A 21,286-nucleotide genomic window follows, 5' to 3' on the forward strand; every position below is an offset into this window, starting at 1 on the left:
CTGGTGCTGTGACAACCACGCACGCCGGGCAACGCATCGACACCGAAGCACCCCCGGAAAGATCGGCACCACCGGTTCCGCATCGCGGACACGGACGGCTGCGGGAGGTCCCACATATCGCGGGTCTGCTCCTGGGTGTCTTCGCCGTGCTCTGCTTCCTGTGGAGCCTCTCGCCCGGACTGCGATATCTGACGCATGTGCCGCGGCGCTACATCGACCTGTACTACTTCGACGCACCGGATACCAGCCTCGTGTGGGCGCTGGTGGTCGGGTTGCTCGCGGGGGCGACGGCCAGCCGCAAGCGCATCGCCTGGTGGTTGCTGCTCGGCTATATAGCGCTCTACGCCCTCGCGAATGTGCTCGAATTCGCCGACGAGGCCAATATGCACGCACTGGTGGCCGCGGTGGTACAGATCGCCGCGATCGGCGTGCTGCTCGCGTCCTGGCGGGAGTTCTACACAAAGGTGCGCCCGGGGGCGGGCTGGAAGGCGTTGGGCGTACTGGCAGGCGGTCTCGCGGTCGGCTGTCTGCTCGGCTGGGGTCTGGTGGAGTTGCTCCCCGGTTCGCTGCCCCGAGGCGTGCAGCGGCCGCTGTGGTCGATCTATCGGGTGACGGCCGCGGTGCTGGTGGACAACGAACATTTCGACGGCCATCCGCGCCCGTTCGTCAACTTCCTGCTCGGCCTGTTCGGCGCCATCGCCCTATTGGCCGCGGTGGTCATCCTGCTGCGCTCGCAACGTGCGGGCAACGCGATGACCGGCACCGACGAATCCGCGATCCGCGGTCTGCTGGAACGCTCCGATGTCGAGGATTCGCTCGGCTACTTCGCGACCCGGCGCGATAAGGCGGTGGTCTTCGCGTCGAGCGGCAAGGCGGCGCTCACCTATCGCGTCGAATTGGGCGTGTGCCTCGCCAGTGGCGATCCGGTCGGCATTCGCGAGTCGTGGCCGCAGGCGATCGATGCGTGGCTGCGGCTGGCCGACCAATTCGGTTGGGCCCCAGCGGTCATGGGCGCGAGCGAGCTCGGTGCGACGGCGTACCGACGGGCCGGACTTTCGGCGCTGCGCCTCGGTGACGAGGCCATTCTCGACACCAGGACCTTCTCGCTCGCGGGCCCGGAGATGAAGCAGGTCCGTCAGGCCGCGAACCGGTTGCGCAAACACGGGATCACCGTGCGCATCCGCCGCCATCGCGATATTCCGGCCGCGGAATTCCGGCAGGTGATCGCCCGTGCGGATGCCTGGCGCGATACCGAAACCGAGCGCGGCTTCTCCATGGCGCTCGGACGCCTCGGCGATCCGCTGGACGGCGACTGCCTGCTCGTCGAAGCGGTGAATTCCCAGGAGCGGGTGCTCGGCATGCTCTCGCTGGTGCCGTGGGGACGCACCGGCGCGTCACTCGAGCTGATGCGCCGAGATCCACACGGCCCCAACGGTGTCATGGAGCTGATGATCTCCCAGCTCGCGCTGACCTCGGAACAGCATGGCATCACCAAGGTTTCACTGAACTTCGCGGTCTTCCGCTCGGTCTTCGAGGAGGGCGGCCGCATCGGCGCCGGACCGGTGCTTCGGCTGTGGCGCGGCGTGTTGCTGTTCTTTTCGCGCTGGTGGCAGTTGGAGGCGCTGTACCGGTCGAATGTGAAGTATCAGCCGTACTGGGTGCCCCGGTTCTTCCTGTTCGAGGATCGCAGGCAACTACCACGGGTTGCCATGGCCAGTGCGCTCGCCGAGGGCTTCCTACCGCGCTTCGGTAAGGAACCCGAAACCATTACCCACACCGGTCTGCACAGTGCGGTACCCGCGGGCATCACCGGACTGCACGCCGACGGCAGTCCGCCGGATCTGCCGGATAACGTTGGTGTGGAACTGCTTCCACGCCGCCCGGAACAGGTGCGGGTGCGCATGGACAAGCTCGACCGGCTAGCGGCCGCCGGTGTCGATGCCTATCCGGTCGCCTATCCCCCGACGCATGCCGTCGCGGCGGCGCGTCGTTCACCGCGCGGCACCACGGTGCGGGTCTGTGGCCGACTGTTGCGCATTCGCGATTACGGCGGGGTGATCTTCGCGGTGGTCCGGGACTGGACCGACGATATCCAGCTGGTCATCGACCGCGATCGGGTCGGTGCCGAACGCAGCGCCGAATTCGGCGAATTCTTCGATCTCGGTGACCTCATCGAGGTCAGTGGCCAGATCGGGCACAGCCGCCGCGGCGAACTTTCGCTGCTGGCCGCGGACTGGCGGATGATCGGCAAATGCCTGCATCCGCTGCCGGACAAATGGAAGGGACTGGCCGATCCCGAGGCCAGGGTGCGTCAGCGCTACGTCGATATGGCGATCAATCCGGAGGTCCGCGAGATGCTGAGCAAGCGCACCGCGGTGGTGCGCTCGCTGCGGGATTCGTTGAACGCCTGGGGATATCTCGAGGTCGAGACGCCGATCCTGCAAAAGGTGCACGGCGGTGCCAATGCGACACCGTTCCTCACCCATATCAATGCCTACGATCTGGACCTGTATCTGCGGATCGCGCCCGAGCTGTATCTCAAACGGCTGTGCGTCGGCGGTATGGAGAAGGTCTTCGAAATCGGGCGCAACTTCCGCAACGAGGGTGTGGACTTCAGCCATAACCCGGAGTTCACCAGCCTGGAAGCCTATGAGGCACATGCCGATTACGAGCGGATGATGCAGCTGGCGCGCCTACTCATCCAGAACGCGGCGCAGGCGGCCAATGGTTCGATGGTGGCGCTGCGCCCCAGGCCGGACGGCTCGTTCGAAGAGGTGGACATCTCCGGGGAGTGGACGGTGAAGACCGTGCACGGCGCGGTATCGGAGGCACTCGACTCCAAGATCACCCCGCAGACCACGCTCGAGGAGCTGCGCGAACTCTGCGATAAGGCGCAAGTGCCCTATCAGCACGGCTGGGATGCCGGGCAGGTCGTGCAGGAAATGTATGAGCATCTGGTCGAATCCCGTACCGAGAAGCCGACTTTCTACATCGACTTCCCCACCTCGGTCTCTCCGCTGACCCGCGCGCACCGCAGCATTCCCGGCGTGACCGAGCGCTGGGATCTGGTCGCCTGGGGCGTCGAATTGGGTACGGCCTACAGCGAACTCACCGATCCGATCGAACAGCGCCGCAGGCTCACCGAGCAGTCGATGCTGGCGGCCAATGGCGATCCGGAAGCCATGGAGCTCGACGAGGACTTTCTGCAGGCGCTCGAGCATGCGATGCCGCCCACCGGCGGATTGGGAATGGGCGTGGACCGCATCGTCATGTTGATCACCGGACGCAGCATTCGCGAGACGCTGCCGTTCCCATTGGTCAAGCCGCGCTGAGGAACTCGAATCGAGTATCTCAATATGAAAGATTGCAGTCCGGAAAAGTTCCATTTGCCGTATTTGCCCGCTACCCTTGGTAATTCGGCCCCGGGAGGAGGCCGGTACCTTCGACCATGGGGATGCATATGTACCTTGACCTGCTGACCAACACCGCACTGCTGGACCCGCAGGTGTGGGCGAGCGCGGACACCTGGACCAACTCCGACACCGTCGCATCAGCAGTAGAGTTCGCCGCCAAGAAAAAGAAGAAGAGCAGCAGCGGACTGCTGATCGGCGGCATCTGCTGCCTGGTCATCGTCGCCCTGATCGTCGGCGGCATCTACCTGCTGACTCAGCGCAAGAAGCAGCAGTAAGCCCACGAAAACGGCCCGGCTCGCAGATCGCGAACCGGGCCGTTTCGGTATTTCCGGACTAGATGACGGTGCGTTCGGAGGCCACCTCGGCCTCGAGCAACAGCTCGTCATCGAGTTGGTCGTGCGGCTGCGCCGGCACCGACTTCAGCACCACCACCGCCGTGACCAGCGCGGCGACCACCAGTGCGACGCCGATCCAGAACGCGAGCTGGAATCCATTGGTGAGCGCCACATTTGCCGCGACACCGTCCTTCAGCAGATGTTCGGTCTTGCTAGCCGACAGGGTGGCGAGCACCGCCAGACCGAGCGCGCCACCGACCTGCATGGTGGTGTTGGCCAGACCCGAGGCCAGACCGGCCTCCTGCGGCTCGACCCCCGACATCGCCAGATTCATCAGCGACGGGAAGGCCAGACCCGCACCGGTGCCGAACAGCACCATCGGCCCGAAGATGTTGAGCCAGTAGTTGCCGTCCACCGGCGCCTGGGTCAGCCAGAGCAGCGCGACGAGAATCAACAGCAGACCGGGAATCAGCACCCTGCGGGCGCCGAAGCGCATCACCAGATGTTCGGAATAGCGCACCGACAGCAGACCCATGATCGCCGCGACCGGGAAGAAGGCCGTGCCGAGTTGGATCGGCGAATAGCCGAGCACCTGCTTCAGGTACAGCGAACCCATGAAGAACATGCCGAACATGCCGGCCACGGTCAGCACCTGGATCACATTGGCACCGGACAGATTCCGCGAGCGGAAGATCTTCAGCGGCATCAGCGGGGTGGCCGCCGTCGCCTCCCGCGCGATGAATCCGGCGAGCAGTACCAGCGCGGCCGCTCCCAGACCCAGTGTGACCGGATCGGTCCAGCCGTATTCGGCCGCCGGCTTGACGATCGTGTAGACGCCGAGCATCAGCGCCGCCGTGATCAGTACGGCGCCGGGCACATCCGCGCCATCCTTCAATCCGGCACCCTTGTCCTTGTCCAGGATCTTCAGCGCGCCGAGGCCGACCGTGATACCGATCGGCAAGTTGACCAGGAAGATCAGCCGCCAGTCCAGGGCGGTCAGGAAACCGCCGAGCAGCAGGCCGATCGCACCACCGGCCGACGCGACGAAGGCATAGCGACCGATCGCCTTGGCCTGCTCGCGCGGATCCGGGAACATCGCGAAGATCATGCCGAGGATGACCGCCGAGGTCATGGCGCCGCCGATGCCCTGCAGGAAGCGGGCCGCGATGAGTGTCACCTCGTTGACGGCCGCGCCACACAGCGCCGAGGCCAGGGTGAAGACCACCAGACCCGACAGGAACATGGTGCGGCGACCGATGAGGTCACCGAGTCGGCCGGCCAGCATGAGCAGGCCGCCGAAGGAGATCAGATATCCGTTCACCACCCAGGCCAGACCCGATGCGGTGAAGCCGAGGTCGGTCTGGATATCCGCCAGCGCGACATTCACGATCGTCGCATCGAGCACGATCATGAGCATGCCGCCACACAACACATAGAGGGCGAGCCAGCGCTTGCCGTCCGAACCGGGGGCGTCCCCCACCTGTCTATGTCGTTCTTTTGCTTCCGTCACCACAGACGCCTTCCACCCGAAGATCGTTACTGTGGCACGCTAGCAATGGTTAGTCCTAAAAGACAACTAATTAATTCAGTTGAAGAATCGACTGATATGCTGTAGCACATGACTATTGCCCCGGAGCAGCGCGCTAAGCGCAGCTACCACGACGCCTGCGGTGCCGCCCGCGCGCTCGACCTCGTCGGCGAGCGCTGGACCCTGCTGGTGGTGCGCGAACTACTCCTGGGCCCCAAACGCTTCACCGATCTGCGCGCCGGACTGCCCGGCATCAGTCCCAATGTGCTCTCCCAGCGCCTCGAGGAACTCGTCCAGATCGGCGTCGTACACAAACGCAAGCTCCCGCCACCGGTCGCCGCCGCCGTCTACGACCTCACCGACTGGGGTCGCGAACTCGACGATGTGATCGTCGCACTCAACCGCTGGGGCGCTCGCACCCCCAACAGCTACAGCTGCTCCGATATGTCGACCGATTCGCTGATGGTGACCCTGCGCACCTTCTTCCAGCCCGAGCAGGCGGCGGGTGTGCACGCCGACTACGACCTCTACTTCACCGGATCCGATTCCGGCACAGACGAATTCCACGCCGTGGTGTCCGACGGCACCATCACCATCAGCCGCGGCGCCTCCGGCACCGGCGCCACCACCATCCACACCACCGTCGCGGCCTTCATCGCCGTCGCCATCCACGGCCGGCCGCTGGCAGACAGCTTGGCATCGGGCGAGACCGAGATCAGCGGTGACAGCGCGGCCGTTGCGAAGTTCGTGAGCTTCTTCGAACTCCCACCGGAGTGCACCGCGACTCCACGCGGGTGAAAAGGCTGGGCGAAGCTACAGCCGTTCGATGTCGGTCAGATCAATATCGATATCGAACGGCACACTGAGCTTCAGTTGCTCATGATGAATGCCGGTGAGCGCGTACACCTTAGTGGCCGGGTCGAGCTCGTACACATAAACGACCGGTCGCCCGTCGACATTCTCAACGCGCCAGAAGTGTGTAATGCCCGCCTGGGCGTACAACTGCGGCTTGCGTTCCCGATCGCGGCTGCGTGATTCAGGCGAGACAACTTCCACGGCGAGAACAACATCGTCGGCCTGATATGTCGTGAGCTCTAAGCCTCCGTCACGGTCTGCGTGAACCACAACGATGTCTGGCTCCGGACGTTGGTTACGCCCCAACGTCACCGTCATTTCCCGCCGAATACGCAAGTGACTGGGCACCAGACGATGCAAGGCGATATCGAGCAAGGTGATGACCAGCACATGAAACTTCGCCTGCGGGCTCACGAAGACAAGACTCCCGTCGATCAACTCGGTATGCGGAGGCAGGTCGGGCAGGCGGTCCAGGTCCTCGGCGACAAAACCGCCCGGCGGCGGGCGCAGCCACTGCGGAAACGGTTCGACGGTCATGACTTCGAGTATGGCACCCATACGTCGCTTACTCCCCCTAGTACGAATGAACGCCGATCGTACGGCAGAGTGGGCGAGGTGCAGTTGATATTCGTTCGTCATGCTCAGCCATTGCGGGTGCAAGGCTCCGGTGGACCGGCCGATCCCGGGTTGGCGCCGGTCGGCCTAGAGCAGGCCGAACGAGTGCCAGCGGCATTGAGTCAGCATCGGATCAGCCGGATCGTGAGCAGCCCGCAGCGGCGGGCGCGGGAGACGGCCGAGCCGACGGCGGCGAAGCTGGGGCTAGCGGTGGATGTGGTCGACGATCTGGCCGAATACGATCGCGACCTGCCCGCCTACATTCCGATCGAGGATGCCAAGGTCGAATTCGCGGCCGTCTACGAGCGGATCAAGTCCGGGCATCTGCCCGAGCAGATCGACGGGCCCGCCTTCATCACGCGGGTGCGCGAGGCCATCACCTCGATCGCCGCGCACACCGATCCCGCGGATACGGTGCTCGTCTTCGCGCACGGCGGGGTGATCAATGTGATCCTGCAGGATGTGCTCGGCCTGGCCAGACCGCTGACCTTCCCGATCGACTACTGCTCGATCACCCGAATCCTGTTCTCCCGCAGCGGACGCCGCACCGCGGCCACCATCAACGAGAACGGCCATGTCTGGGATCTGTTGCCACGCAACATCTCACAGCAATCCTGACGGCTATTCACAGACTTCGGCTTCACAGCCGACTGCCAGACAGATCCCACCCCAATCCCAGTGACGGAGCCTTGTATTGGTCCGGTGAGCCGCCGCAGCGACTACTGACAGGTCGCTCGGAACAACCAGCGACTCACAGTCCGAGGAAAGGAATCCGTTTTGCTCTCCAAGACATCGACCTCCTTCAGGCGGAGCTTCGCTCGAATTGCGATCGCAGGCGCGCTGGCCGCGGTTCCGCTCAGCGCGCTCGCGGTCACCGCATCCGCGGCCACGGCCGATTCGTCCGTGCCGACGGTTCAGGCGGCATCGGATCAGATTCCGTTGCAAGGCGCCGATATCGACCGCCACCACCATGGTGACTGGGACGGACCGCGCGGCGACCATGACGATCGCGGCCCCGGCGATTGGCGCCATGGCCCCGGCGATCAAAACAACGGTCCCTGGCAGCCCGGCCAGCCGCCGATCCTGCCGCCGACCGGTTCGGCTGGCTAGTCTGCCCAGAACCGTTGGACAAAGCGAAGGCCACCCCTCCAGACCGGAAGGGTGGCCTTCGCTTTTGCCTTGGGAACTACCGCCCTGGGATCAGGCCATGCCCGCGATCCAGTTGTGCATCCAGGAGATAGCGTTCTGCCCGCCACCCACCGGGTAGCTGCCGTAGAGCGTATGCGCGTGCGAGTCGTAGAAGCGCTCCAGATCCTTCGCCCGCTGCTGGTTGGCGGATTCGGTGAGCTGCGACTGCAGCGTCGGGATGCCGCCGAGGTTCATCAGGTCGTTCATGATCGTGCCCGCCTCGAGCTGGTAGCGCCAGAGGTTGGCCGGATTCGCCTCGGAGGTCTGCGCGAGGAAGCCGGCGAACCGGGTCACGAAATCGTCGGGGGCGGTGGCGCAGTAGAGATCGTCGAGCGCGCAGATGGTGCGGGTGCGATCGCTGAGCCAGCCGAAGCCGCCGACCCGAGCGCCACCGGCGCCCGCGCCCGGCGCGACCGGTCCGACCTGGATGTCGGTGGGCGAGCGACGCGGATCGGAGATCAGGCCGACACCCGCGATCCGGTCCGCCGGAATCGAGCTCAAGCCGGTGCCGATTTCGGCGGCGAGGTCGCCCGCCGCATCCGCGCCCTGGCTGTAGCCGACGATCGCGATCTTGGTGCCGCCACAGCTCTGTGCCATCTCGGTGGCCAGGCCACGGGCGCGATCGGTCGCTTCCTTCTTCGACGCGCCGTAGACATCGCCTTCCCACGGGAAGGCGGTCGCGGCATAGGTCACGTAGTCGACGTCGACCGACCGGGGCAGATTGTTCGTGACACCGGACAGCATGCCGGGCTGTGGCGTCTTGTCCTTTCCGGTCTCCCAAGTACCCGGAATCGCAACCACATAGAGGCTCGGGCAGCCCGGATCGGCCGTTACCGAACCGCTACCAAGGACTACGCCGGATGCTACAGCCGCGCACGCACCGAGTGCGGCGGTCACCTTCTTCAACCGCATACTGCTCCAGTTCAAAACATCGCCCCTTGCGAGAGCAAGCTTCCGACAGTTGTTTACCAACCGTGCTGACCTCGGCGGATGTCGGTCCAGTGCATCTGGGTCGACGCGAGCAACCCACCGGTATGACATGCACGTAGCGACCGCATCCCAAGATCACGCACCACGCCGCTGATCACAATAAGGCAACACCGCAACCAGCGCCATTCGAACCCCGTGAGCGTGTCCGATTCCCGTCACCGCTTACGACGAAAACGGTTCCGCTCGGCGCCCTTCCGTGGGTTCCACCAAGTTCGAATACGTGCGAAGGGCGAATGCGCGGCACAAAAAAGGCGCCTGCGGACCGAAATCCACAGGCGCCCTTCCGCTCCGGTAAGAGAGGGTCTAGCGTTGCGCGACCGCCGTCGGCGGGATCGGCGCGGGTAGCGCGGTCTCGCCTTCGAGGAACTTGTCGACCGCCGACGCGGCGGCGCGGCCCTCGGCGATGGCCCAGACGATCAGCGACTGGCCGCGGCCCATATCACCGGCGACGAAGACGCCCGGGATATTGGTCGCCCAGTTCTTATCGCGCTGGACATTGCCGCGCTGGTCGTAGCCGACACCGAGACCTTCGAGCAGGCCCGGCTTCTCGGGTCCGGTGAAGCCCATGGCGAGCAGCACCAGATCGGCCTCGAGAGTGAAGTCGGTGCCCTCGACCTTCTCGAAGCGGCCGTTGACCATCTTGACCTCGTGCGCCTCGAGCGCGGTGACCTTGCCGTCCTTGCCGACGAAACGCTCGGTGTTGACCGAGAACACGCGTTCGCCGCCCTCCTCATGCGCCGAGGAGACCCGGTACATGAGCGGGTAGGTCGGCCACGGGGTTGAGGAGGCGCGCTCCTCCGGCGGCCGCGGCATGATCTCGAACTGGTGGATGCTGGCCGCGCCCTGGCGATGCGAGGTGCCGAGGCAGTCCGCGCCAGTGTCACCGCCACCGATGATGACGACCTTCTTGTCCTTCGCATGGATCGGCGGCAGGCCGTTCTCGTCGGTGACATCGTCGCCGAGCTGTACCCGGTTGGACCACGGCAGGAATTCCATCGCCTGGTGGATGCCGTCCAGATCCCGGCCCGGGATCGGCAGGTCACGCGCCAGGGTGGCGCCACCGGCCAGCACGATCGCGTCGAACCGCTCGCGCAGCTGCGCGGCGGTGATATCGACACCGACGTTCACTCCGGTCTTGAAGATGGTGCCCTCGGCCTCCATCTGCGCGAGACGGCGGTCGATGAAGCGCTTCTCCATCTTGAACTCCGGGATGCCGTAGCGCAGCAGACCACCGATGCGGTCGGCGCGCTCGAAGACGGTCACGGTGTGACCGGCCCTGGTCAGCTGCTGCGCGGCGGCCAACCCGGCCGGGCCGGAGCCGACCACGGCGACCTTCTTGCCGGTGAGGCGGGTCGGGTAGACAGGGGTCACCCAGCCCTCGTCGAAGGCGTTCTCGATGAGCTCGACCTCGACCTGCTTGATCGTCACCGGATCCTGGTTGATGCCGAGGACACAGGACGCCTCGCACGGTGCCGGGCAAAGCCGACCGGTGAACTCCGGGAAGTTGTTGGTCGCGTGCAGCCGGTCGATGCCCTCACGCCACTGGCCCTTGTGAACCAGGTCGTTCCACTCCGGGATGAGGTTGCCCAGCGGACAACCGTTGTGACAGAACGGAATACCGCAGTCCATACAACGGCTGGCCTGGGTCTGCAGGGTCTGGTGCGAGAAATCCTGCTCGTAGACCTCTTTCCAGTCCATCAGGCGCAGCGGAACCGGACGACGCGTCGGCAGTTCCCGTTTGGTGTGCTTCAGAAATCCTTGCGGGTCAGCCACGTGCCGCCCCCGAATAGTCACAGCGCCTCGTCGACATTTTTAGAACTTTCTGGTCAGCCACGTGCCGCCTCCATAATCGCCTCGTCGACATCCGTGCCGTTCTTCTCGGCTTCGGAAATCGCGAGCAAAACCTTCTTGTATTCGCGCGGCATAACCTTCACGAAGTGGTTCACCTGCTGGGACCAGTCGCTCAGGATGCGTTCGGCGACAGCCGAACCCGTCTGATCGCGGTGCTGGGTGATGATGTCGCGCAGCCAGGTGAAGTCGTCACCGGCGAGCTGCTCGACCGCGTCGGCCTGCTCCGGGTTGAGCTTTGCCTCGAAGGTGCCGTTCGGGTTGTAGACGAAGGCGACACCGCCGGACATACCGGCACCGAAGTTGCGGCCGGTCTCACCGAGGATGACCACCCGACCGCCGGTCATGTACTCACAGCCGTGGTCACCGACGCCCTCGACCACCGCGGTGGCGCCGGAGTTGCGCACGGCGAACCGCTCGCCGACCACACCGTTGATGAAGGCCTGGCCGCTGGTGGCGCCGAACAGGATCACGTTGCCCGCGATGATGTTCTGCTCGGCGACGAATTCGGCCGGCGCGTTCAGCGACGGCCGCACGATGATGTGGCCACCGGAAAGACCCTTGCCCACATAGTCGTTCGCGTCACCCTGCACCCGCAGCGTGATGCCCGCGGGCACGAACGCGCCGAAGCTGTTGCCCGCCGAACCGGTGAAGGTGATGTCGATGGTGTCGTCGGGCAGGCCCGCGCCACCGTAGAGCTTGGTCACCTCGTGGCCGAGCATGGTGCCGACGGTGCGGTTCACGTTCGTGATCTTGGTCTCGAACTTCACCGCCTGACCGCGCTCGAGCGCATCGGCGCTCTGCGCGATCAACTGCACGTCCAACGCTCGGTCCAGACCGTGGTCCTGGGTCTTGGTGCGGTACCGGTCCTGGCGCATGAATGCCGTCTCGACATCGTCGAGGATCGGCGACAGATCCAGCTTGCTGGCCTTCCAATGCGCCTTGGCCTGGGCGGTGTCGAGCATATCGACCCGGCCGATGGCCTCATCCAGGGTGCGGAAGCCCAACTCCGCCAACAGTTCCCGGACCTCTTCGGCGATGAACAGCATGAAGTTCTCGACGAATTCCGGCTTGCCGGTGAAGCGTTCGCGCAGCACCGGATTCTGCGTCGCGACACCGACGGGGCAGGTGTCGAGGTGACAGACCCGCATCATGATGCAGCCCGAAACGACTAGAGGCGCGGTGGCGAAACCGAATTCCTCGGCGCCGAGCAGTGCGGCGATCACCACGTCGCGGCCGGTCTTCATCTGGCCGTCGACCTGCACGACGATGCGATCGCGAAGTCCGTTGAGCAGCAACGTCTGCTGGGTTTCGGCAAGACCGAGCTCCCAGGGACCACCCGCATGCTTGAGCGAGGTCAGCGGCGAGGCGCCGGTACCGCCGTCATGGCCGGAGATCAGCACCACGTCCGCATGCGCCTTCGACACACCGGCGGCAACCGTGCCGACACCGGGCTCCGCAACAAGTTTCACGTGAATCCGCGCCTGCGGGTTCGCGTTCTTCAGGTCGTGGATCAGCTGCGCCAGATCCTCGATCGAGTAGATGTCGTGATGCGGCGGCGGCGAGATCAGGCCGACGCCCGGCGTCGAGTGCCGCACCTCGGCCACCCACGGGTACACCTTGTGCGCGGGCAGCTGACCGCCCTCACCGGGCTTGGCGCCCTGGGCCATCTTGATCTGGATATCGGTGCAGTTGGTCAGGTAGTGCGCGGTGACACCGAAGCGACCCGAGGCGACCTGCTTGATCGCCGAACGCCGCCAGTCACCGTTCTCCTCGACCTCGAAGCGGGCCGGATGTTCGCCGCCCTCACCGGAATTCGAGCGACCGCCGAGGCGGTTCATCGCGATCGCGAGAGTCTCGTGCGCCTCGGAGGAGATGGAGCCGTAGCTCATCGCGCCGGTGGAGAAACGCTTGACGATGGCGCTGGCCGGTTCGACCTCGTCGATCGAAATCGGCTTGCGCTCACCGGTCTTGAACTTGAACAGACCGCGCAGCGAGGCCAGCCGCTCGGACTGATCGTCGACCAGCTTGGTGTACTCCTTGAAGATCGAGTACTGACCGCTGCGGGTGGCGTGCTGCAGCTTGAAGACGGTGTCCGGGTTGAACAGGTGGTATTCACCCTCGCGCCGCCACTGGTATTCACCGCCCACCTCGAGTTCGCGGTGCGCGCGCTCGTTACGGTTCTCCAGGAACGCCACGGTGTGTCGGGCCGCCACATCGGCGGCGATCTCGTCCAGACCGATGCCGTCCAGGTGGGAACGCAGACCGGTGAAGTACTCGTCCACCAACTCCTGCGACAGGCCGATGACCTGGAACAGCTGCGCTCCGGTGTAGGAGGCGATGGTGGAGATGCCCATCTTGGACATCACCTTCAGCACACCCTTGCTCGCGGCCTTGTTGTAGTTCGCGACCGCCTTGCGGTAGTCGGCGGGCAGATCGCCGGTGCTGCCGGGCATCTGGAGCCCGCCACGCTCGAGCAGGTCCTCGATGGTCTCGAAGGCCATGTACGGGTTGATCGCGGCCGCGCCGAAGCCGACCAGCATGGCCATGTGGTGCACCTCGCGGGCGTCACCGGCCTCGACGACCAGGCCGACCATGGTGCGGGTGCGCTCGCGCACCAGGTGGTGGTGCACCGACGCGGTCAGCAGCAGCGACGGAATCGGCGCCAGCTTCTCATTGGACTCGCGGTCGGACAGCACGATGATCCGCGCGCCGCCCTCGATGGCGGCCGAGACCTGGGTGTTGATGGCCTCGAGCGCCTTGCGCAGGCCCTTGCCACCCTTCTTCACCGGATACAGACCGTGCACAACCACCGAGCGCAGCTCCGGATGCGAGCCGTCGTCGTTGATGTGGATGAGCTTGGCCAGCTCGTCGTTGTCCAGGATCGGCTGCGGGATGGTGATCTGGTGGCAGGACTCCGGTCCCGGATGCAGCAGATCGGCCTCCGGACCCAGAGCCCGCCGCAGGCTGGTCACCACTTCTTCGCGGATCGCGTCCAGCGGCGGGTTGGTCACCTGCGCGAAGAGCTGGGAGAAGTAGTCGAAAAGCAGTCGAGGGCGCGAGGACAGCACCGCGATCGGGGTGTCGGTGCCCATCGAGCCGAGCGCCTCACCGCCGGTCTTGGCCATCGGCGAGATCAGCAGGTTCAGCTCTTCATTGGTGTATCCGAAGATCTGCTGCCGGATCAGTACGCGGTCGTGGGACATGTGCTCATGCGGACGATCGGGCAGATCGGCCAGCTTGGTGACACCGGCGTCGAGCCAGTCCTGGTAGGGGTGCTCGCCGGCGAGCTGGCTCTTGAGCTCATCGTCGCCGACGATGCGGCCCTGCGAGGTGTCGACCAGGAACATGCGGCCCGGCTGCAGCCGGACCTTCTTGACCACCTTGGCCGGATCGATGTCGAGCACCCCGACCTCGGAGGCCATGACGACCAGACCGTCATCGGTGACCCAGATGCGGCTGGGGCGCAGGCCGTTGCGGTCGAGGACGGCGCCGACCACGGTGCCGTCGGAGAAGCACACCGATGCCGGGCCGTCCCACGGCTCCATCAGCATCGAGTGGTAGCGGTAGAACGCCCGCCGCTGCGGGTCCATGTTCTCGTTGCGTTCCCAGGCCTCGGGAATCATCATCAGCACCGCGTGGGGCAAGCTGCGGCCGCCGAGATGCAGCAGTTCCAGCACCTCGTCGAAGCGCGCGGTATCGCTCGCCCCCGGGGTACAGACGGGGAAGATCTTCTGCAGGCGGTTGTTGCCCGCCTCGTCGATGCCGAAAACATCCGAACGCAGTAGCGCCTCGCGGGCGCGCATCCAGTTCTCGTTACCGGTGACGGTGTTGATCTCACCGTTGTGCGCGACCCGGCGGAACGGATGCGCCAGCGGCCACGACGGGAAGGTGTTGGTGGAGAACCGGGAGTGCACGATGCCGAGCGCGGACTCCATCCGGCCGTCCTGCAGGTCCAGGTAGAACGCGCGCAGCTGCGGCGTGGTGAACATGCCCTTGTAGACGAAGGTCTGACCGGACAGGCTCGGGAAGTACACCGATTCCTTGCCGACCGCGCCCTCACCCGCGCCGGCTTTGCCCAGTTCGTGCTCGACGCGCTTGCGCACGACGTAGGCCCGACGTTCCAGATCCATGCCCGAGAGCGGTTCGGCCGAACCCTTCGGCGAGCCGATGAAGACCTGCCGGAATGTCGGCATGGCGTCGCGGGCCAGCGCACCCAGGGTGGACTCATCGGTGGGCACTTCGCGCCAGCCGAGCACGGCCAGGCCCTCGGATTCGACGATCCGCTCCAGGCCGTAGGCGGCCTTGGTCGCCTCGCGGCGGGCCTGCGGCAGGAAGGCGATACCGGTGGCGTAGGAACCCTCCGGCGGCAACTCGAAATCGACCACGGCACGGAAGAACCGGTCCGGAATCTGGATCAGGATGCCGGCGCCGTCACCACTATTGGGTTCGGCACCTGCGGCACCGCGGTGCTCCAGGTTCAACAGAGCCGTAATAGCCTTGTCGACGATGTCGCGGCTGCGGCGGCCGTGCATGTCGACGACGAATGCGACACCGCAGGCGTCGTGCTCGTTCGCCGGGTCATAGAGCCCGATGGGTCCGGGGGACCTGTGGCCAGGAAGTTGCGTCATGCCTCTGCCTTCAAGAAAGTCGGCCTCGATGAATCGGCCTATGGGAAAGGGGCCTTTCGTCGATTGCCTCCGTCAAGACTGCGCCTGTACGTTGCGAAACCAGCCGCGCTGATGGTCTTCTTCGTGCAGTCACGTCTCCAGTTGTCCACCCGCTGCGATGACGTAGGGGTGCTCGTCGGTAACGGAACGCTTACGTGTTCCTTACCTCCGCACGGGTGCGCGCCCGCTACGCTTGGGCACCGGATTTCCGAGCCCGAGCGGGCGCTATTGCCGAACATTGTTGTGTTCGGCGTAAGAGCAAACGATAAGTCAGGTCCGGGGCCCAACCAACTTAGGTCGTGCTAATAACCGGGTCTAGCTGGGCTTCTTCAATCGGTCCTCCACGTGTGCGCGTCGTCCAGTGTAAAGCAGCGAACGCAGTGCGATCGATCCCCTTGGCACCGGGTGCCAACCAGCGAGAACGGGCGCCCAGGACCCGCACAACGGCGCACCTCGCACCCAGAGAACCGGCGCTCACCTGCATCGAAGTGGATTTCCCCTGCTTCAGTCGAGGCAAACCCGATTCGCTGTGGCTAACCGGTCAGCGGGCTGGATGAGAGATTTCTGACAGGGGTGTGACAAGCACACAACCCGATCCGACCGTCCGGACTCTTTTGCTCGATGTGGGATTCAGCACATCTCCAGCAATCTGATTCGAGTGGTTTACGACACATTTACACCGGGCGACACGCGGTGCCTGAAAACATGGCTCGCGGCACATACATCTAGGAACCGCATAGCGCGGCGGCGGCGCGGACCAGCGCCGCCTGATGCAGCGCATCGCGGTCGGCGGCGAGCACTCCGAAAACGGGCGGTACCAGGCGCTCGGTACAGGTCGGTCCGGTGAGCTCGGCACGCCGCAGAGCGAGTTGGTCGACGATTTCCACATTCACCCGGTCGATCACCGGGCGCACGGACGCCAGATCGGGCGGCGCGCTCGGGACCGCGGCCGGATCGAAGCGCCAGCGGGTGACCAGGCCGCGCTGCACGATTTTGTTGGCCTCGATCTGGCCGTAGAACACCTGGTGGATCCAGCTTTCCGGGAGACCCCGATCGGCGCCGAGGCGCGCCATCGCGTCGTAGACCTGCGCTTCGCGGACCGGATCGTCGATGGATGGTTCGCCCCCGTTCTGCGTGGCGGTCGCCCATTTGGCCGCGGCGACGGCGTCGGCGGTATCCAGGCGTTCGGTCACCAACGCGACGATGCGGTCCAAGGCCGGATCGTTGTCGAGTGTTTGCGCACGGCTATCGGGGGCGGCCAGCAACAGGGTCGCCGCCACACACACCAAAACCCTTGCCGAGCCTCGGAAAAGCATTCGCAACACCTCGTTCAGGTCCGGTCATTCATGCCAGATTAAGGGTGAGCGGGGGCACAAGTCCGGCGGCGTTGGCGAACGCTGTGAGCCTGACCACATCCCCGGCTCCGTGCTCGGTGTGTCGCGGTCGCGCCTGTCACGCTGTGACAACGAATCTGTGACAGTTTCGGCGAGTTCTTTCGAGCGACCTGCAAGCAGTCGCTAGCGGGCAGCCACTTTGACTTGGGATGTAGAGGATGTGGGATCCCATGACAATTACCGGCTTGTTCACCTGGCTCGGCGGGGGTCTCGGGCGCGAGCAGGGTGGGACCGAACTCTATTACCCGCATGAGCGGGCGGATTATGCCGTGACCGGCGCCGTTGTACTGCTGTTCGCGGCGGTGGCCGGGATCGTCGGCACGGTCGCCCTTGCCACGGCCGATGCCATGCCGCTGTTCGCGGTCGTGTTCGTCGCGTTGGTCATCGCGCTGCTGGCCGGCGCGGTGGCCCGCGCCTTGGCGACCGCACGCCCCGCCGGTGGGCCGGATCGTCGCGGTCTCGTCGGACGGATCGCGGTCGCGATGCTCGCCGGGGTACTGGTCGCGGAGCTCGCTTCGACGGTGCTCTTCGGCGGCACCATAGATCGGCTGCTCGATGAAAAAGCGCAGCGTGCGGTCGATTCCGCACCCGCCGTGAGCACCGTGCGAACCGAGCTCGAGCGTGCGAGGGCCGATCGCGCCGCATTGGATCAGTCGATTACCAAGGCGCAGGCCGATATCGACCACGCGCTGGTGATCGCGCGCTGCGAATACAACCCGACGCCGGAGTGCCCGCAGACCAGGATCACCGGAGTGCCCGGTCGCGGCCCCGAATCGCAGACCGCCAATGCGATGCTCGATGACGCGCGCAAGCAGTTGGTCGCGGCGCAGGACCGGGTGGCCGGACTGGATCAACGAGTCACCGATGACCAGAAGGCCCTCGACACAGCCGGTTCCGCCGCGTTCACCGCAGCTGATCGCGGCCTCGGGGCGCGCTGGCTGGCCATGAACGACTACACCACCGGCAGCGCGGGCGCATTTCTGCTCCGGGTGCTGACCATCGGCACCTTCGTACTGCTCGCGCTGCTGCCGCTGACCCTGCGGTGGTGGCGCGGTGAGACCTCACTCGATCGGAGACTGGCCTTCCACACCGTGCAAGATCGCGCCGAACGCAGCGCCGATGCCGCCATCGCGGTGAAACGCGCCGAGGTGCGGACCGAGGCCGAAAATCTGCGCGCCGAACAACTATTGACCGCCGCCCGACTGGCCGTCGAGGCCGATACCGCCATCGATCGGGAGCGTCAGCGCACCCGGATCATCGCCGCCATCGGCGGGTTGGAAATCGGCGTCACCGAACCGGGGCGAGGTGAACTTCCAGCCGGTACGGCTGGCGATCGAGAGGACAGCACCGTGTCTCATGAGGTGACCCCCAATCTTCCGGCCACCGTGAGTGCGGGTGCGCTCGCACCGACCGGCGGTGCAGGCGCGGTGGTGCCGCATACCGCCTCGGCCGCACCCAAGGGCGGCGGCCTGGAACTTCCGCTGATCGGCACCGTGCCGTTCTCCGATACCGCGGCCCGCTTCATCCGCCCGCTGGTACCCGCCTTCGTCGCCAATGCGATCGACACCGCGACCCACCCCCTGCGCACCGCCCGCCAGGCCTTCGAAGAGGTCGAGGAAATCACCTTCACCCTGCGCCGCACCCGCAAAGTGACCGTGGACTCCCAGGACTCACACGCCCAGGCCATGACCCAGCCCCCGCACCCCGGCTACCAATTGCCCGGCACCCCCGACTCCTGGCACGCCCAGCGCGTCGCGGCCACCGTCGTCGACGCGGACTACACCCAGGACCCCCGCTACTCGGCCCTCCCCCCGGCCACCGCACCCCAAGGCTATGGCCTGCCCCAAGCCGTGCAGCGCGACGAGCTCTCGGCCCACCACCGCAACGAACTCCCCAACCACCGCGGCCCACGCGAACTACCACCCGCCAACTAGCCGATCGCACCATCCGGCGGGCCGATTCGTGCGGCCTACGGATTGCACCAGCCACGGCGCGACGCCCCCGGATCAGCCGCCGTGACTGGTGCACCCGAATAGCTCGGCGCGCGGGACGTGGAGCCCCCCTGCTGGCCGAAGTCACTCCGAAGGCGGAGGGAACTGTCCCGTCAACTGACCGGCGGCCGCACGATGCGGGCGACACGATGGCCACCCCTGGTGCATCGCGGCATTATTCGGCGTCCGCGGGGTGGTGCCCTCCTAGGCGATTCACTCCGCGGCCCGAAGACTGCAGCCCGCCGACTGACCGGCACGATCCAGCCGCCGATGCCGCCTGACAGATCGCACCATCCGAGACCCGACTTCCTTGGATCAGCCGCCTGGGCCACATCTGATGCATCGCAGCATCGTTCGACCGCGCACGATGCGATGCCCCGCTGCTGGCGAAACTCACTCAGCGACCGAGGAACTGCCGCCAACTGACCGCCGGCCGCACGACGCGACGCGCCACGCGGCCACACCTGATGCATCACAGCATTGCTCGACCGCGCACGACGCGATGCCCCGCTGCTGGCGAAACTCACTCAGCGACCCGAGGAACTGCCGCCCACCAACTGAGCGCCGCCGCACGACGCGATGCGCCACGCGGCCACACCTGATGCACCGCGGCATTGCTCGACGCATGCGGGAGGGGTGCCGGACATCGGTCGGCGGCGATGCGGGCAGCGCTGGCTGCAGGTGGGGCGCATAGTCTGCAACGCATGCCCGACAGTGACTTGCCGACCGTGCCGGATGCTGGGGCTGCCCCTTGGGGGTCGCGGCTGCTCGGGTCGGCGGCGGAGTCGGCTGGGAAGCGGCGGGTTCGGGTTCAGTTGTTGTTGACGGTGCCGTTGTTGATTGCGAATGTCACCGGTATCACTGTCTCGATCGCATTGATCGGCTTCGTATTGCCCGGGCCGACGGTGTTCACCAGGCGGTTGGTGCTGCTCAATTTTGTTGCGACGCCGCTGTATGGGGTGCTGGCGCTGCTGATCGGGATGTGGTGGGGCACGACGCGCGGGCTGCGGGCGTTGCGCTGGGCCATCGACCCGGATCAGGTGCCGAACGAGGCGGAGCAGGTCGCCGCGACGCGAGTGCCGATGCTGCTCGTAGGGTGCCAGGCGGTGCTGTGGCTGGGCGGGATGACGCTGCTGACCACGCTGTACGGATTGTCGGATCCGGCGCTGATTCCGAAGATCGTCTTCGGCATCGGGATCAGCGCAATCGTGGTGTCCGCCAATAGTTATCTGATCATCGAGTTCGCACTGCGACCCGCGACCGCGCGAGTCCTCGAAGCCGCGGTCTCCCGACAGCGGCGCGGGATCGGCGTCTTCGGCCGCTCGATTCTGGCCTGGACGCTCGGTTCCGCGGTACCGGTCGCGGGCTCCATGGTGCTCGCCCTCATGGCGCTGGCCATGGACAACATCAGCACGGCGCGACTGGCGGTGTGCATGCTCGCGCTCGGCGGGGCCGGGTTGTGCTTCGGTCTATTGCTGATGGCGCAGACGCTTTCGGCGACGGTCGCACCCATTCGTGGTGTGCGGCGCGCACTGCGTCAAGTAGAGGACGGCGATCTCGATGTCGCTGTCACGGTGTACGACGGCACCGAATTGGGTGAGCTGCAAAGCGGATTCAATCGCATGGTCGCGGGACTGCGTGAGCGCGAACAGATCAGGGACCTGTTCGGTCGACATGTCGGCCACGAGGTCGCCGAGGCGGCGCTCGAGCGCGAGCCGAATCTCGGCGGTGTGGAGTGCGAGGCGGCGGTGCTGTTCATCGACATCATCGGCTCGACGACCATGACCGCCACCCATCCCGCCACCGAAATCGTCGCCATTCTGAACAGCTTCTTCGAGATCGTGGTCGACGAGGTCGAAGGGTGCGGCGGCCTGCTCAACAAATTCGAGGGCGACGCCGCGCTCGCCGTCTTCGGTACGCCGGCACCGCTCGACGACGCGGCGGGCGCGGCCCTGGCCTGTGCCCGCGCCATCCGAAACCGCTTGACCGCAAAGGCGTCCGATTTCACCGCCGCCATCGGCGTTGCCGCGGGCCGCGTCGTCGCGGGCAATGTCGGCGCGCACCAACGCTACGAATTCACCGTCATCGGTGATGCGGTCAACGAGGCCGCCCGCCTCTGCGAACTCGCCAAAACCGATCCCGGTCGCCTGCTCACCTCGGCATCCACCATCGCCGCCGCCGATTCGTCCGAGGCGATGCATTGGCAGCTCGGCGAATCCGTCACCCTCCGCGGCCGTGTCACACCGACCGGATTGGGACGGCCGCGACTGGATTAGCCGGTCGGCACAGCACACCCGTATCCGCACCGATTACCCGCTACCGGGCTTCAACACGGAACCGGACAACTGTTCCGAACCGGACAGATATCCCGGTGATCTAGTGAAGTCACAGGTCAGCATCGTAATTTCGAGACAATACGATACGAGCGCACGGCCGGGTGCGCACCAAGCAAATTCAGA

The 21,286-nt window shown here is 65.6% G+C and carries 13 protein-coding genes; 7 read left to right on the forward strand and 6 right to left on the reverse strand.

The genetic code is table 11. The features are described 5' to 3' along the window. The first annotated feature begins 35 nt into the window (after positions 1-35). Together lysX and ACIBJI_RS28115 are read left to right on the forward strand one after the other, a co-directional pair. Complete coding sequence (lysX, locus tag ACIBJI_RS28110; protein WP_364351133.1) at positions 36-3,332, forward strand: bifunctional lysylphosphatidylglycerol synthetase/lysine--tRNA ligase LysX; 3,297 nt, start codon at positions 36-38, stop codon at positions 3,330-3,332. Between the two features lie 128 nt (positions 3,333-3,460). Next, positions 3,461-3,688 carry a hypothetical protein gene (locus tag ACIBJI_RS28115; RefSeq protein ID WP_364350928.1) on the forward strand — a complete coding sequence of 76 codons (228 nt, stop codon included), beginning with the start codon at positions 3,461-3,463 and terminating at the stop codon, positions 3,686-3,688. 58 nt (positions 3,689-3,746) lie between these two features. Here ACIBJI_RS28115 and ACIBJI_RS28120 read toward each other — a convergent pair whose 3' ends face one another. Next, positions 3,747-5,258, reverse strand: a complete 1,512-nt coding sequence (locus tag ACIBJI_RS28120) for an MFS transporter (RefSeq protein WP_364350925.1) — start codon at positions 5,256-5,258, stop codon at positions 3,747-3,749. A gap of 108 nt (positions 5,259-5,366) precedes the next feature. Between ACIBJI_RS28120 and ACIBJI_RS28125 the strand changes: the two genes are divergently transcribed. Then, positions 5,367-6,074: a helix-turn-helix domain-containing protein gene (locus tag ACIBJI_RS28125; RefSeq protein ID WP_364350922.1), complete on the forward strand. Its 708-nt coding sequence runs from the start codon at positions 5,367-5,369 to the stop codon at positions 6,072-6,074. A 15-nt stretch (positions 6,075-6,089) separates the two neighbouring features. Here ACIBJI_RS28125 and ACIBJI_RS28130 read toward each other — a convergent pair whose 3' ends face one another. Continuing rightward, entirely contained in the window at positions 6,090-6,668 is a 579-nt protein-coding gene (locus tag ACIBJI_RS28130) for a Uma2 family endonuclease (protein WP_364350918.1), read from the reverse strand. Between the two features lie 78 nt (positions 6,669-6,746). Here ACIBJI_RS28130 and ACIBJI_RS28135 point away from each other — a divergent pair, with 78 nt between their 5' ends. Together ACIBJI_RS28135 and ACIBJI_RS28140 are read left to right on the forward strand one after the other, a co-directional pair. Beyond that, entirely contained in the window at positions 6,747-7,364 is a 618-nt protein-coding gene (locus ACIBJI_RS28135) for a histidine phosphatase family protein (protein ID WP_364350915.1), read from the forward strand. A gap of 159 nt (positions 7,365-7,523) precedes the next feature. Beyond that, positions 7,524-7,856: a hypothetical protein gene (locus ACIBJI_RS28140; protein ID WP_364350912.1), complete on the forward strand. Its 333-nt coding sequence runs from the start codon at positions 7,524-7,526 to the stop codon at positions 7,854-7,856. Positions 7,857-7,946: 90 nt separating this feature from the next. On the opposite strand, the gene ACIBJI_RS28145 is transcribed toward ACIBJI_RS28140, so the two are convergent. From ACIBJI_RS28145 to aroQ, 4 genes are all read right to left on the reverse strand, one after another. Then, positions 7,947-8,846 carry a cutinase family protein gene (locus ACIBJI_RS28145; protein WP_364350909.1) on the reverse strand — a complete coding sequence of 300 codons (900 nt, stop codon included), beginning with the start codon at positions 8,844-8,846 and terminating at the stop codon, positions 7,947-7,949. 381 nt (positions 8,847-9,227) lie between these two features. Continuing rightward, positions 9,228-10,697 (reverse strand): glutamate synthase subunit beta, encoded by a 1,470-nt coding sequence (locus ACIBJI_RS28150; RefSeq protein WP_364350906.1) that lies wholly within the window; start codon positions 10,695-10,697, stop codon positions 9,228-9,230. A gap of 53 nt (positions 10,698-10,750) precedes the next feature. Next, positions 10,751-15,403, reverse strand: coding sequence for a glutamate synthase large subunit (gene gltB / locus ACIBJI_RS28155; RefSeq protein ID WP_364350903.1), 4,653 nt, complete (start codon positions 15,401-15,403; stop codon positions 10,751-10,753). Between the two features lie 764 nt (positions 15,404-16,167). Continuing rightward, positions 16,168-16,758: a gamma subclass chorismate mutase AroQ gene (gene aroQ, locus ACIBJI_RS28160; RefSeq protein WP_364350900.1), complete on the reverse strand. Its 591-nt coding sequence runs from the start codon at positions 16,756-16,758 to the stop codon at positions 16,168-16,170. A 248-nt stretch (positions 16,759-17,006) separates the two neighbouring features. On the opposite strand from aroQ, the gene ACIBJI_RS28165 reads away from it, so the two are divergent. Beyond that, the gene (locus tag ACIBJI_RS28165) at positions 17,007-18,770 is read left to right on the forward strand and encodes a DUF4407 domain-containing protein (RefSeq protein ID WP_397086627.1); all 1,764 of its coding nucleotides are present in this window, start codon (positions 17,007-17,009) and stop codon (positions 18,768-18,770) included. 761 nt (positions 18,771-19,531) lie between these two features. Beyond that, the gene (locus ACIBJI_RS28170) at positions 19,532-21,103 is read left to right on the forward strand and encodes an adenylate/guanylate cyclase domain-containing protein (protein ID WP_364350894.1); all 1,572 of its coding nucleotides are present in this window, start codon (positions 19,532-19,534) and stop codon (positions 21,101-21,103) included. The last annotated feature ends 183 nt before the right edge of the window (positions 21,104-21,286 follow it).

It is taken from the genome of Nocardia sp. NPDC050408, from assembly GCF_044458905.1.
GTDB lineage: Bacteria > Actinomycetota > Actinomycetes > Mycobacteriales > Mycobacteriaceae > Nocardia.

Bases quoted from the DNA above. Each gene is read 5' to 3' on its own strand.
- ACIBJI_RS28115 (WP_364350928.1), top strand. From the start codon at position 3,461: ATGTACCTTGACCTGCTGACCAACACCGCACTGCTGGACCCGCAGGTG.
- ACIBJI_RS28125 (WP_364350922.1), top strand. From the start codon at position 5,367: ATGACTATTGCCCCGGAGCAGCGCGCTAAGCGCAGCTACCACGACGCC.
- ACIBJI_RS28130 (WP_364350918.1), bottom strand. From the start codon at position 6,668: ATGACCGTCGAACCGTTTCCGCAGTGGCTGCGCCCGCCGCCGGGCGGT.
- ACIBJI_RS28145 (WP_364350909.1), bottom strand. From the start codon at position 8,846: ATGCGGTTGAAGAAGGTGACCGCCGCACTCGGTGCGTGCGCGGCTGTA.
- gltB (WP_364350903.1), bottom strand. From the start codon at position 15,403: ATGACGCAACTTCCTGGCCACAGGTCCCCCGGACCCATCGGGCTCTAT.
- aroQ (WP_364350900.1), bottom strand. From the start codon at position 16,758: ATGCTTTTCCGAGGCTCGGCAAGGGTTTTGGTGTGTGTGGCGGCGACC.
- ACIBJI_RS28165 (WP_397086627.1), top strand. From the start codon at position 17,007: ATGACAATTACCGGCTTGTTCACCTGGCTCGGCGGGGGTCTCGGGCGC.
- ACIBJI_RS28170 (WP_364350894.1), top strand. From the start codon at position 19,532: ATGCCCGACAGTGACTTGCCGACCGTGCCGGATGCTGGGGCTGCCCCT.